This is a genomic window from Brucella tritici, assembly GCF_902825325.1.
Taxonomy (GTDB): domain Bacteria; phylum Pseudomonadota; class Alphaproteobacteria; order Rhizobiales; family Rhizobiaceae; genus Brucella.
In genome coordinates, this window is sequence record NZ_CADEAR010000001.1 from 60,185 (window position 1) to 72,297 (window position 12,113).

The window sequence follows — 12,113 nt, forward strand, 5'->3', positions numbered from 1 at the left end:
CTTTTAGGCTTTTCAAGAGCAGGCTTGCTGGATAAGGTCGCACAAAAATACAATTGGGGAACAATGACAGCGCCTTTAACCGACCGGCCTCTTCTGGATGTCCGCCGGCTCACGAAAGTATTTGGTCAGCTGCGGGCCTGCGATGGTGTCGATCTCACCATCGGGGAAGGCGAAATTCACGCGCTTCTGGGTGAAAACGGCGCCGGAAAATCCACCTTTGTGAAAATGCTGTTCGGCGCATTGCAACCTCTTGAAGGCGAAATTGTCTGGAAGGGGCAGCCGGTCACCATAGATGAACCCGGTGTCGCAAGAAAGCTCGGCATTGGCATGGTTTTTCAGCATTTTTCGCTGTTCGACTCGCTTACTGCCGCTGAAAATATCGCCCTGTCTCTAGACCGTTCGTTGCCGCTTTCAGATGTTGCAAAGCGTGCGCGTGAGGTTGGCAAGATGTACGGTCTTCCGGTTGATCCGCAGGCCCATGTTGGTGATCTGTCGGTTGGCGAACGCCAGCGTATCGAAATTGTACGCTGCCTTCTTCAGAAGCCGGATCTCATCATTCTGGATGAGCCGACTTCGGTGCTGACGCCGCAGGAAGCGGACAAGCTGTTTGAAACGCTGGAACGCCTGAAAGCTGAAGGCAAGTCGATCCTCTATATCAGCCACCGTCTCGAGGAGGTGAAGCGTCTCTGTGACCGCGCAACCGTGTTACGGCATGGCAAGGTCGTCGCGCACTGCGATCCGCGCAAGGAAACTGCTGCATCGCTTGCCCGTATGATGGTTGGTAATGATATCAATGTCGTGGCACGCAGCCCAATTGTGGCAGTAAATGCCGGGAATGATGCGCTTTTTGAAATCCGATCATTGTCGCAACCGCCGCGTGGACCATTTTCGACGGCATTGAGGGATATTTCTCTCTCGGTTGCCGCTGGCGAAGTCGTTGGCATCGCCGGTGTGGCAGGCAACGGGCAAGGTGAGTTTTTCGAAGCTGTTTCAGGGGAAGTGCTACAGTCGATTCCATCGAATGTGCGTATTCGCGGAAAGGATGCGGGCAAGGCCGGTATCAGCGAAAGGCGCATGATGGGCGCGGCTTTCGTGCCGGAAGAGCGGCTTGGTCACGGTGCCGTTCCGACCATGACGCTGACCGACAACCTGTTCTTGTCCCGATACAAAACCGATGCAAAAATGTTTCTGCGTGGCGGCAAGATGAAGCTGATCGTAGAGAGTGCGCTTCGGTCGGCCGCAAAACGCATTATTGAACGGATGGATGTGCGCAAGAGCGCTGAAAATCCGCCTGCCTCTGCCCTTTCCGGCGGAAACCTGCAGAAATTCATTATAGGGCGTGAGCTTGACCGTTCACCGTCGGTCATGGTCGTGAACCAGCCGACATGGGGCGTTGATGCCGGTGCCGCGGCACATATCCGGCAGGCGCTTGTCGATCTTGCGCGCTCCGGTTCGGCGGTTCTCGTCATCAGCCAGGATCTTGATGAGCTTCTTGAAATCAGTGACCGCATTGCCGTGATGAATCATGGCCAGCTTTCCGATCCTCTGCCGATTGCCGATGTAACGCTGGAAAAGATCGGCCTTCTGATGGGCGGTATCTCTGGAGAGGCGGGAGCTGCATGATGCGGATCGAACTCGTCAAACGCCCGCAGCCGTCGAGACTTTTCAGTGCTTTGTCACCATTGCTTGCACTGTCGCTGACGCTGATTTTCGGTGGACTTGCTTTTGCGCTGATGGGCAAAGACCCATTACATGCGCTTTACGTCTTCTTTGTCGAACCGTTATTCGACATCTGGTCATGGCATGAATTGCTCGTGAAGGCCGCACCGCTGATCCTGATCGCGGTTGGTCTCTGCGTCTGTTTTCTATCCAACAACTGGAATATCGGTGCTGAGGGACAGTTTATCGCCGGTGCCATAGCGGGATCGGTCCTGCCTGTCATGTTTCCCGACCTGCAGTCATGGGTGGTTCTGCCCTTGATGATGCTGATGGGGATGGCGGGTGGCGCGGCTTATGCATCCATTCCGGCATTGCTGAAAGTGCGCTTCAATACCAATGAAATCCTGACCAGCCTCATGCTTGTCTATGTCGCGCAACTGTTCCTCGACTGGCTGGTGCGCGGGCCGTGGCGCAACCCGGAAGGATATAATTTCCCGGAAACCCGTCAGTTCAGCGATAGCGCCATTCTGCCGGAAATCTGGAGTGCATCCGGTCGTGCGCATTGGGGCTTCATTTTCGCGCTCGTTGCAGCGATTTTCGTCTGGTTCCTGCTCAAGCACACGCTGAAGGGCTTTGAGGTCAAGGTTATCGGCCAAAGTCCGAGGGCAGGGCGTTTTGCGGGTTTCAGTGCAGGCAAGATGGTGTTCTTCGTCTTTGCGGTTTCGGGTGCTCTTGCCGGCCTCGCGGGCATCGCGGAAACCTCCGGTGCCATTGGCCAGCTTCGTCCGGTCATATCTCCGGGCTACGGTTTTACGGCGATCATTGTCGCATTTCTGGGGCGCCTCAACCCGCTGGGAGCAATAGCAGCCGGTCTGGTGCTGGCGCTTTCCTATCTTGGCGGCGAAGCTGCACAGGTTGCTATCGGCATCTCCGAAAAATCTGCGCGCGTGTTTCAGGGCATGATCCTATTCTTCGTTCTCGCTTGCGATACACTCATCCTTTATCGCATTCGCTTCATATCCGGTCGCCAAGCGGGAAAGGCCTGATCTCATGGATTTGACGCAGGCTATTCTCCTCACGATTGCAACAGCAGCGACGCCACTCCTGATCGCCGCCATTGGCGAGCTTGTCGTGGAACGCTCCGGCGTGCTCAATCTCGGCGTCGAAGGCATGATGCTGATGGGAGCCGTGTCCGGCTTCGCCATTGCACAAATGACTGGCTCCGCTTGGTTGGGCTTGGTTGCTGGCGTTCTGGTCGGTGTGCTTTTCTCCGCCGTTTTTGGCTTTCTGACGCTCATACTCGTCACCAATCAGGTGGCAACCGGGCTGGCACTGACGATCCTTGGCGTCGGGGCATCGGCCTTGCTTGGCGAAAGCTTTGTCGGGCTTCCCGGCGTCCGGCTTGAAGCTATCCATATTCCCTATCTCACCGATCTGCCGCTTGTCGGGCGGTTCCTCTTCGGTCAGGATCCGATCTTCTATATGTCTATCCTGCTGGTTGCCGGTGTGGCATGGTTTCTGTTCCGCACGCGAGCAGGGCTTACATTGCGCGCCATCGGCGACAGCCATGGCTCAGCCCATGCGCTCGGCGTGCATGTGGTGCGCACGCGCTATCTGGCGGTTCTGTTCGGCGGTGCTTGCGCCGGTCTTGCAGGCGCGCAATTGTCGCTCGTCTATGTGCCGCAATGGGTGGAGAACATGACAGCCGGGCGCGGCTGGATCGCTCTTGCTCTTGTCGTTTTTGCTTCGTGGCGACCATGGCGCGTATTGATCGGTGCTTATTTGTTTGGCGCGGTGACCATCGGCCAGCTTCACGCGCAGGCGCTTGGCTTTGGCTTGCCGTCGCAGTTTCTGTCTGCGCTGCCTTATCTTGCGACGATTGTGGTGCTGGTCATCATCTCGCGCAACAAACGCCTGACGATGATGAATACGCCGGCTTCGCTCGGCAAGCCGTTTGTTCCTGACCGATAGAAAGAACGGCTGAGGGGTAGACGTAAACCGTCCCAAGGGTTTTCGTTTTGGTTAGTGGGTAAAAACAAGGAGTGCAGGGAACATGAAAAAGACGCTTATGGCTATGGCCACTGCGGCCAGCTTTATGCTTGGCGGCGCAGCGCATGCAGAAGATAAACTCAAGATCGGGTTCATCTATATCGGACCTCCGGGCGATTTCGGCTGGACCTATCAGCACGATCAGGCCCGCAAGGAGCTTGTCGAGGCGCTTGGCGACAAGATCGAAACCACATTTCTGGAAAGCGTTCCGGAAGGCGCCGATGCCGAACGTTCCATCGAACGTCTGGCACGTGCTGGCAACAAGCTGATCTTCACGACGTCGTTCGGCTATATGGACCCGACCCTTAAGGTCGCCAAGAAGTTCCCGGACGTGAAGTTCGAACACGCAACCGGCTACAAGACCGCCGACAACATGTCCGCCTATAATGCGCGCTTCTATGAAGGCCGTTATGTGCAGGGCGTGATCGCTGCCAAGATGTCGACAAAGGGCGTTGCAGGTTACATCGCATCCGTTCCGGTTCCTGAAGTCGTGCAGGGCATCAACGCATTCATGCTTGGCGCACAGTCGGTCAATCCGGACTTCAAGGTCAAGGTGATCTGGGCTAACTCCTGGTTCGATCCGGGCAAGGAAGCCGATGCAGCCAAGGCCCTGATCGATCAGGGCGTGGACATCATCACACAGCACACCGATTCTACCGCCGCCATTCAGGTGGCGCATGATCGCGGGATCAAGGCTTTCGGTCAGGCTTCGGACATGATCAAGTTCGCGCCCGACACGCAGCTTACCGCTGTCGTGGACGAATGGGGGCCGTATTATATCGATCGCGCCAAGGCTGTTCTCGACGGTACGTGGAAAAGCCAGAACATCTGGTGGGGTATGAAGGAAGGCCTCGTGAAGATGGCGCCTTATACCAACATGCCGGACGACGTGAAGAAACTGGCCGAGGAAACCGAAGCCAAGATCAAGTCGGGCGAACTGAAGCCTTTCACTGGCCCGATCAAGAAGCAGGACGGCTCCGTCTGGCTGAAAGAAGGCGAACAGGCTGACGACAAAACCCTGCTGGGCCTGAATTTCTACGTCGCTGGCGTGGACGACAAACTACCGCAGTAAGCTTCTCCATACTGAAACAGAAAAAGGGCGCTCAAAGCGCCCTTTTTATTTTTTTACAATGGATTAAATCTGCCCGTTAAAGCGATAGCTTAAGGCCATCGTGACTATCCGAGAAGCCGAGCGACTGATAGAAACGCAGCGCGTCGGAACGCGATTTATCCGTCGTCAGTTGTACGAGACCACAGCCGCGCTCACGGCACTGCTCGATTGCCCACCCGATCATCTGGCGGCCTATTCCACCGCCACGAATGTGGCTTGCAATCCGCACACTTTCGATCTGTCCGCGCCACATGCCCATTCGCGACAGGCCGGGTATGAAGCTGATTTGCATGCAGCCGATGATCTCGCCATCATGTTCAACGACAGCCAGAAGCTGATTGGGATCAGCATCGATTGCTGCAAAGGCGTTGCGATAAGAATCCCGCAAGGGGAGGCTCGCATCTTCGCGCTGTGCACCGAGTGCGTCGTCTGCAAGCATGGAGACAATCGCCGCCACGTCAGCCGCTGCGGCTTTTCTGATCGCTATGGCAACTTCCGCCGCCATCAGACCGCCATGCCATGCAGGTCGTAAGCGTCGCTCGCTTCGATCTTCACCGTCACGATGTCGCCGACGCGAAGCGGACGGCGCGACTGGATGTGAACGCTGCCGTCGATTTCCGGAGCATCGTAGCGCGTACGGCCCTTGGCAATCGTGCCGTTTGTCTCATCGATAATGACAGGCAGGCGCTTCCCGACCTTCTTCTTGAGGAGATTGGTCGAAATCTGCTGCTGCTTGGCCATGAAACGATGCCAGCGCGCTTCCTTGATTTCTTCAGGAACCTGCTCAAGGCCGAGATCATTAGCCTTCGCGCCCTTCACCGGCTCATATTTGAAGCAGCCAGCGCGCTCGATTTTGGCTTCGTCGAGCCAGTCGAGAAGCATCTCGAAATCTTCTTCCGTTTCGCCGGGATAGCCGACGATAAAGGTGGAACGCACGGCCAAATCCGGGCAGGTTTCACGCCAGGCCTGAATGCGGCGCGAGGTCTTTTCCTGATGTGCCGGACGGCGCATGTTTTTCAGAACTGCCGGTGAGGCGTGCTGGAAAGGAATATCCAGATAAGGCAGAATCTTGCCTTCAGCCATCAGCGGAATGACTTCGTCGACATGCGGGTAGGGGTATACATAGTGCATACGCACCCATACGCCCATATCGCCCAGCTCGCGCGAGAGGTCGAGGAACTTGGTACGAACCGTGCGGTCCTGCCACATGGCTTCCTGATATTTGATGTCGAGGCCGTAGGCACTCGTATCCTGCGAGATGACGAGGATTTCCTTCACGCCTGCGTTGACCAGCTTTTCCGCTTCACGCAGCACCTGATCGATCGGGCGCGACACCAGATCGCCACGCAGCGCCGGGATGATGCAGAAGGAGCAGCGGTTTGAGCAGCCTTCGGAAATTTTCAGATAGGCGTAGTGGCGCGGGGTAAGCTTCACGCCCTGTGGCGGCACCAGATCGACAAAGGGGTCGTGCGCGGGAGGGGCGGCTTCATGCACCGCGCTCATCACGCTTTCATAAGCCTGGGGGCCGGTGATGGCCAGCACGTTCGGATGGCGCTCACGGATGACATCGGGTTCGGCGCCAAGACAACCAGTTACGATGACCTTCCCGTTCTCGTTGAGTGCAAGGCCGATCGCATCGAGCGATTCATCACGTGCGGAATCGAGAAAGCCGCAGGTATTGACGATGACCAGATCGGCTCCGTCATGCTTCCGGGAGATTTCATAGCCCTCGGAGCGGAGGCTGGTGATGATGCGTTCCGAATCGACAAGCGCCTTCGGGCAGCCGAGTGAAACGAAACTGACGCGCGGTGCGCTCATGGTGATACCTTGCGAATTTCGGAAAATTGGGCGCGCAATATCACGATAAAGGGGCAACGGTAAAGTTGAGATGATAAAAAAAGCCGGAGCGCAAAGCCCCGGCTTTTGTTTACTTGGCGAGTTTGGCTTATTCTGCCTGATCGGCCGGAGCTGCGTTGAGCTGGCCGTAACGCTCTTCGCCGATCTTGGCGAGGAGGTCGAGCTGGGTTTCAAGGAAGTCGATATGACCTTCTTCATCCGCCAGAAGCTCGTCGAAAAGCTGCTTGGAAACGTAGTCGCCGAGCTCATCGCAGATCTCGCGCGACTTCTTGTAGGAAGCACGGGCGTCATATTCACCGGCAAGATCGGCTTCCAGAACTTCCTTGACGTTCTGGCCGATGCGCAGCGGTGCGAGAGTCTGCAGGTTTGGGTGACCTTCGAGGAAGATGATGCGGTCGATGATCTTGTCAGCGTGATGCATCTCTTCGATGGATTCTTCACGCTCTTTCTTGGCAAGACGCGTGAAGCCCCAGTCGTTCAGCAGGCGGTAGTGCAGCCAATACTGGTTGACGGCGCCGAGCTCGAGAAACAGAGCCTCGTTAAGCCGCTCGATGACCTTTGGTTCGCCTTTCATTCCATGAACTCCCGAATTTGTCGCGTAGAGAACGTACACGATCCATGAACTGGACCACGTTTTCGTCCATTTGGTTATGACGAAGATGATACTCTTCAGTCACCCTTATGATCGTTTCCACGACGTTTGGGAAGCAGCCACAGCAACGGCCGCGCTTGGACATGATATTATAGACGGTGCCGGGAACGATAAGCTGCCAGCAATCCTGATCAAGAAGCTCGATAACAACGGCTTCAATGTCTTTATCGGTAATAACGTTGCAGCTGCAAACTAGCATGAGAAACTATCTCCCATGCCTGTAAAGCAGAAACCAGATGCAAAAAGCACCAAATGGAGAGACTTTACCGGCTCACTGCGTATTTCTACTATATTGCTGGCCTGAAAAATGGACAGCTTTATTTCACTTGTGGCGCAAGGCCGAACTGAACCGGTCAATGGTTCCTCCAACTGCAAGGGTTAAAGGCCCGAACATTAAAGGCATTACTTAAGTGGTGTTTATAAAACCCACCAAATTAAGTCAGGTTATGGCCGGTGAGGCTCCAATCTGTCAATTTTTATGTTTTTGAAACGTTCTAAAGATCAATAAGTTAGAATCATTCTAAATATGAGTTAACTACCCATCTTTAAACGATAATTGTCATTTTAGTATAGCCATGGCAGCGTTCCAATGGCGCCGCCATGCCATTATGCGCTATTTCGCCGCACCTTGTGGACAGGCGTTTCTCCCGAGCGTCAGGAGCCAAGAACGGAGCTGAAGCCTTCGAACTGCGGAGGTCCGAGATAGAGCGGCTTGTTGTCTCCAGCATTGCGATGAGCATCGCGGAACTGTTCGGACTTGGTCCAAGCGACAAAATCATCGCGATTGCGCCATACCGTGTGCGAGGCATAAAGCGTGTAGCCTTCCTCTTCGTTGGTCGCACCGCGCAGGAGGTGAAAGCTTTCAAAACCGGGAAGTTCGGACAATTTGGAGTCTCGGTTTTTCCACACAGTCTCAAAATCGGTTTCGCTGCCGACGCGAACCTTGAAGCGATTCATGGCTATGAACATTGCTGATCCTTTTCCATCAGGTTTGGGACTGACTACTTTATATAACTTTTGGCGAGTGCAGCGGTAGGGGCTGCACTCGCCGCGTCACATCTCGGGATCAGAAGGCCGCCGCGGTCAGGTTGGCCGGTCTTCGAAGATGCGACGATCATGAACGAGAGACGAGAACGCCTCTCAAAGGTTTAGAACTGGAACTGTGTCGAGACGAGGAAAGTGCGTCCGCGACCAGAGCCATAGGTGCTGAGAGCAGGAGTATATTCCTTGTCAGTGATGTTCAGCACCTGAAGCGAAAGATCAACCGTGTCAGTGAACTTGTACTTCGCGAAGACGTCCACCAGCGTATAGGGATCGGTGTCGTTTCCTGTGATGCTTCTGCCACTCGAAACATGTTGAACGCGCAGACCGCTCTCAAGCTTGCGTTCGAAGAAGCGTGCACCAGCCGTAACTGTTACGACATCTTCAGGCAGATACTGGTTTGCCCCGAGGCCCGCCGTCTGTTCCGGGAGTTCGGAGGTGGAGTGCGTGTAAGCAATGCCACCAAAGGCGAAGCCGGCATCGTAACGGGCATCAAGTTCGAAGCCTTTCACATCGGAAATGCCATCCACATTGATGAACTGGCTGTTCGTGCTGGAGGCGGTGATGTAGTCCTCAACACGCATCATGTAGTAGTTGGCTTTGATGCGCAGGCCGTCTTCTGCTGTAAATATGCCGTCGCGTGCGATATTGACGCCGAACTCCCATCCGCGCTGCTTTTCAGGGCGTAGATCCGGATTGCCACGCAAACCTGTTGTACCCGCATGGGCCACGCCACCAAGGAAGGTTTCCTGCAAGGTTGGCGAACGCATGGAATGCGCATATGTAATATAAGGCTGCAGCCAGTCGGTCACGTTATAGGCAACTGTGACCTTGGGGCTGAGTTCGCCATCGCTGTTCGAAATGGAGCTGTCTTCGCTCTCAAGCTTGAAATAATCGTAGCGAAGGCCGGTGATGACCTGCAAGGCTTGATAGTTCCAGGTCGCTTCCGAGAAGACCGCGCTGCGATTGGAAGTGGCGTCTGTCGGGTTGACACCAGTAATGTTGCCACCAGCATTGTCGCGATTAATTTCAAAGCCGTTCTTCCACGCGACAGCTACATCACCAAAGGTGAATCGTGACGTGTTTGAGGCGGTCATCCCTGTGGTGTCTGTTGAAATTTGACGCCCGACGTAGCTGCCATTGCCGCCCACCCAGTTCTGCAGCGTGCTGTTGTGGTAGAGGTTGACGTCGAGGTCGATGAGATCGTTGTCGGACGGGTTGTAGTTATATTGTGCGAAGAACGTGCGGTTCTGCAGGAACATATCGTAGATCGTATAGGTTCCCGGACGGTAGCCGTTGGCATATGTTCCGTAGTGGTTGTTGTAGAGGACACCGCCAAGCGTCAGCTTCTGGTCTTCACCAAGACCGAACTCAGCCTTGAACAGACCGGAGGTCAGTTCCTCGCCGGACTTCTCGACAGTCGCGCCGTCGCCGTTTTTGTAATCGCTGGAATCGTGACGGCTGATGGCCGCAACAATCCCGATGGAATTGACGCGGGCAGCACCTGCCAGCATTTCGGAGAAACCGGTGCCATTGCTGCCCCAGGAAGCGCGGCCGAGGACGCCCTTGTCCTTGCCATCCAGAATGACATCATCAACGCCGATCGTGCGGAAATTGACGCTGCCGGCAAGGCCGGTGCCGCCCTCGGTCGTCACGGCGCCGCGCGCCACATCGATTTCTGACAGCAGGTTCGGGTCAATATAGGCATAACCCTGCGCATCGTGCGCGGTGTTGCGATAGCTTTGCGGCACGCCGTCGATCATCATGTTGACGCGGCCGGAGCCTTCGAAACCACGAATATTGACCGCGACACCCGGATTGGACGCATTTTGCAAGGTGAACACGCCAGCCGTGCCACGCAACACATCATCGAGCTTCGCGCCACCGAAACGATTGATCTCTTCGCGGTCGACCCTACCGACCGGTGCCGCCTCTGTCGCCCGGCGAATGGTGATCGTCTTCAACGCAACGCCAGCTTCTTCTTCAGAGGCTTTCTGTTCCTGCGCAAAGGCTTGTGACGTCATCGCCACAAGAATGACAGCAAGCCCCGTGCTCGCCAGAATTGAATGTTTGTGAACCCCACCAGTCGCCCGCATTTCCAATGTTTCCTTCATTAACCAGACGCGCTTCATCGACCCGACGGGTGACGAAGAAACTAGAAAATTCAATTGTTTATGACTTCCCCCTCAAGAGAAGGCCGCGTGCTGGCTGGGAAGACGGTTTCTTCCGGGCTTGCGCTGAAAAAGCGAGATTTAAACTTGACTCGATTATTCCAGTAATGCAGTGATTAATAAACATGACTGTTGATGTCAACAAAACAAATTTGCTGTCATCACCGTGTGGAAAGTCGATGCTGAGGCGAGAAAATGAACAGGCGAATCCATATCGACATGCAGGTGCGGTTACCGCGCGGACCCGTTTCCGACAGAACTGCAAATCGCATTCCTGAAAGCCAGCTCAGCGGCGATTCAACCGGGTCTGTCCCGGCTCAGATAAAACCTCGCTTCGGCGAGAATGCACTTGAGCCGCAACTGAAAACCTATGGCAGTCGCGAACTCTTCGACGGCTCCCGGGAAGTGGGCATAGAGCACGGCGGCTCGCTCTATCGCCTCAAGATCACCCGCCAAGGCAAGCTCATCCTAAACAAGTAGGCAACCATCAGATGACGACTCATTCCAAGCCCTCCCCAGAGCAGATTCTCAAGGCACGGGCTGATAATCCGAAAATGCGTGAACGCGATTTTGCGCAGAGCCTCGGTATATCAGAAGCCGATTTCGTAGCAGCGCATTGCGGACAAGATGCAACGGCACCGATTTCGGCGCGGCGTGTTCGCGCCGATGTCGAAACGCTGTTGAATCGCATTGGGGCCGTCGGCGAAATCATGGCGCTGACGCGCAATGAGAGTGTTGTCCATGAGAAGATCGGGCCTTTTGAAAAGACGATCTGGGGGCCACATGCTTCGCTGGCACTCGGCAAGGAAATCGATCTTCGTATTTTCCCGAAGCATTGGGTTCACGGTTTTGCGGTTTCCAAGCAGGATGGCGAAGCAACGCGCCGCAGCCTGCAGTTCTTCGACGCCACGGGCGAGGCGGTCTTCAAGATTCATCTGCGTCCGGCTTCCAACGTTGAAGCCTACGAGGCGCTCGTCAACGATTTGCTGCTGGACGATCAGTCCCCAGTCATTGAAACCAGCGTTCTCGCGCCAAAAGGACCGAAGGTCGACGTATCGCTTCTCGATATCGACGCATTCCGTGAACGTTGGGGCGCTCTCACCGATGTGCACCAGTTTGTCGGCTTGTTGAAGGATTTCGGCGTGGATCGCCATCAGGCTGTGCATCTTGCCGGTCATGATTTTGCCTGGCGTGTCGATACGTCGTCGGTCGAGGCTATGATGAACCATGCTGTGCAGGAAAAGCTGCCGATCATGTGCTTTGTCGGCAGCCGTGGCTGCATCCAGATTCATACGGGTCCGATCCTCGAGATCAAGATGATGGGCCCATGGCTTAACGTACTGGATCCGACGTTCCATATGCACCTGCGCGTCGATCACATTGCCGACGTCTGGGTGGTGCGCAAGCCTACGAAGGATGGTCATGTGACATCGCTGGAGGCCTATGATGCCAATGGCGAACTGATTGTTCAGTTCTTCGGCGAGCGTCATGAAGGCGAAGCGGAGCTGGCCGACTGGCGCATGATCGCGGAAAATCTTCCGCGTCTGCCGCAGTCGTCTGCGGCATGAGGTGA

General features: G+C 55.4%; 12 protein-coding genes. 6 read left to right on the forward strand and 6 right to left on the reverse strand.

Going from position 1 to position 12,113, the window contains the following annotated elements; genetic code table 11:
• The first annotated feature begins 63 nt into the window (after positions 1–63).
• The 4 genes from HWX93_RS00275 to HWX93_RS00290 all read left to right on the forward strand — a co-directional run bounded on the left by HWX93_RS00275 (position 64) and on the right by HWX93_RS00290 (position 4,780).
• Positions 64–1,623, forward strand: coding sequence for an ABC transporter ATP-binding protein (locus HWX93_RS00275; protein ID WP_176036066.1), 1,560 nt, complete (start codon positions 64–66; stop codon positions 1,621–1,623).
• Positions 1,623–2,705, forward strand: a complete 1,083-nt coding sequence (locus HWX93_RS00280) for an ABC transporter permease (RefSeq protein WP_176036345.1) — start codon at positions 1,623–1,625, stop codon at positions 2,703–2,705. Before HWX93_RS00275 ends, HWX93_RS00280 begins: the two co-directional genes overlap by 1 nt.
• 4 nt (positions 2,706–2,709) lie before the next feature.
• Positions 2,710–3,630, forward strand: coding sequence for an ABC transporter permease (locus HWX93_RS00285; RefSeq protein ID WP_176036067.1), 921 nt, complete (start codon positions 2,710–2,712; stop codon positions 3,628–3,630).
• An 82-nt stretch (positions 3,631–3,712) separates the two neighbouring features.
• Entirely contained in the window at positions 3,713–4,780 is a 1,068-nt protein-coding gene (locus HWX93_RS00290) for a BMP family ABC transporter substrate-binding protein (RefSeq protein WP_061345366.1), read from the forward strand.
• Positions 4,781–4,856: 76 nt separating this feature from the next.
• On the opposite strand, the gene HWX93_RS00295 is transcribed toward HWX93_RS00290, so the two are convergent.
• From HWX93_RS00295 to HWX93_RS00320, 6 genes are all read right to left on the reverse strand, one after another.
• Positions 4,857–5,324 (reverse strand): GNAT family N-acetyltransferase, encoded by a 468-nt coding sequence (locus HWX93_RS00295; RefSeq protein ID WP_176036068.1) that lies wholly within the window; start codon positions 5,322–5,324, stop codon positions 4,857–4,859.
• A complete protein-coding gene (gene rimO / locus HWX93_RS00300; RefSeq protein ID WP_176036069.1) occupies positions 5,324–6,637 on the reverse strand; it encodes a 30S ribosomal protein S12 methylthiotransferase RimO in 1,314 nt (437 codons plus the stop codon). Before rimO ends, HWX93_RS00295 begins: the two co-directional genes overlap by 1 nt.
• Positions 6,638–6,764: 127 nt before the next feature.
• A complete protein-coding gene (bfr, locus tag HWX93_RS00305) occupies positions 6,765–7,250 on the reverse strand; it encodes a bacterioferritin (RefSeq protein ID WP_176036070.1) in 486 nt (161 codons plus the stop codon).
• Positions 7,216–7,527 (reverse strand): (2Fe-2S)-binding protein, encoded by a 312-nt coding sequence (locus HWX93_RS00310; RefSeq protein WP_109986605.1) that lies wholly within the window; start codon positions 7,525–7,527, stop codon positions 7,216–7,218. Before HWX93_RS00310 ends, bfr begins: the two co-directional genes overlap by 35 nt.
• 455 nt (positions 7,528–7,982) lie before the next feature.
• Complete coding sequence (locus HWX93_RS00315; protein WP_151557906.1) at positions 7,983–8,297, reverse strand: antibiotic biosynthesis monooxygenase family protein; 315 nt, start codon at positions 8,295–8,297, stop codon at positions 7,983–7,985.
• A 179-nt stretch (positions 8,298–8,476) separates the two neighbouring features.
• Positions 8,477–10,465 (reverse strand): TonB-dependent receptor domain-containing protein, encoded by a 1,989-nt coding sequence (locus HWX93_RS00320; protein WP_235969032.1) that lies wholly within the window; start codon positions 10,463–10,465, stop codon positions 8,477–8,479.
• Positions 10,466–10,861: 396 nt separating this feature from the next.
• Here HWX93_RS00320 and hemP point away from each other — a divergent pair, with 396 nt between their 5' ends.
• Positions 10,862–11,020 (forward strand): hemin uptake protein HemP, encoded by a 159-nt coding sequence (gene hemP / locus HWX93_RS22940; protein WP_306461002.1) that lies wholly within the window; start codon positions 10,862–10,864, stop codon positions 11,018–11,020.
• A gap of 11 nt (positions 11,021–11,031) precedes the next feature.
• Positions 11,032–12,108: a hemin-degrading factor gene (locus HWX93_RS00330; RefSeq protein WP_109986609.1), complete on the forward strand. Its 1,077-nt coding sequence runs from the start codon at positions 11,032–11,034 to the stop codon at positions 12,106–12,108.
• Positions 12,109–12,113 lie beyond the last annotated feature (5 nt).

What these genes read in the sequence shown, in the direction of transcription:
- HWX93_RS00290 (WP_061345366.1), top strand. Translation starts at nt 3,713, where the DNA reads ATGAAAAAGACGCTTATGGCTATGGCCACTGCGGCCAGCTTTATGCTT.
- HWX93_RS00295 (WP_176036068.1), bottom strand. Translation starts at nt 5,324, where the DNA reads ATGGCGGCGGAAGTTGCCATAGCGATCAGAAAAGCCGCAGCGGCTGAC.
- bfr (WP_176036070.1), bottom strand. Translation starts at nt 7,250, where the DNA reads ATGAAAGGCGAACCAAAGGTCATCGAGCGGCTTAACGAGGCTCTGTTT.
- HWX93_RS00285 (WP_176036067.1), top strand. Translation starts at nt 2,710, where the DNA reads ATGGATTTGACGCAGGCTATTCTCCTCACGATTGCAACAGCAGCGACG.
- HWX93_RS00320 (WP_235969032.1), bottom strand. Translation starts at nt 10,465, where the DNA reads ATGCGGGCGACTGGTGGGGTTCACAAACATTCAATTCTGGCGAGCACG.
- HWX93_RS00275 (WP_176036066.1), top strand. Translation starts at nt 64, where the DNA reads ATGACAGCGCCTTTAACCGACCGGCCTCTTCTGGATGTCCGCCGGCTC.
- rimO (WP_176036069.1), bottom strand. Translation starts at nt 6,637, where the DNA reads ATGAGCGCACCGCGCGTCAGTTTCGTTTCACTCGGCTGCCCGAAGGCG.
- HWX93_RS00310 (WP_109986605.1), bottom strand. Translation starts at nt 7,527, where the DNA reads ATGCTAGTTTGCAGCTGCAACGTTATTACCGATAAAGACATTGAAGCC.
- HWX93_RS00315 (WP_151557906.1), bottom strand. Translation starts at nt 8,297, where the DNA reads ATGTTCATAGCCATGAATCGCTTCAAGGTTCGCGTCGGCAGCGAAACC.
- HWX93_RS00280 (WP_176036345.1), top strand. Translation starts at nt 1,623, where the DNA reads ATGCGGATCGAACTCGTCAAACGCCCGCAGCCGTCGAGACTTTTCAGT.
- HWX93_RS00330 (WP_109986609.1), top strand. Translation starts at nt 11,032, where the DNA reads ATGACGACTCATTCCAAGCCCTCCCCAGAGCAGATTCTCAAGGCACGG.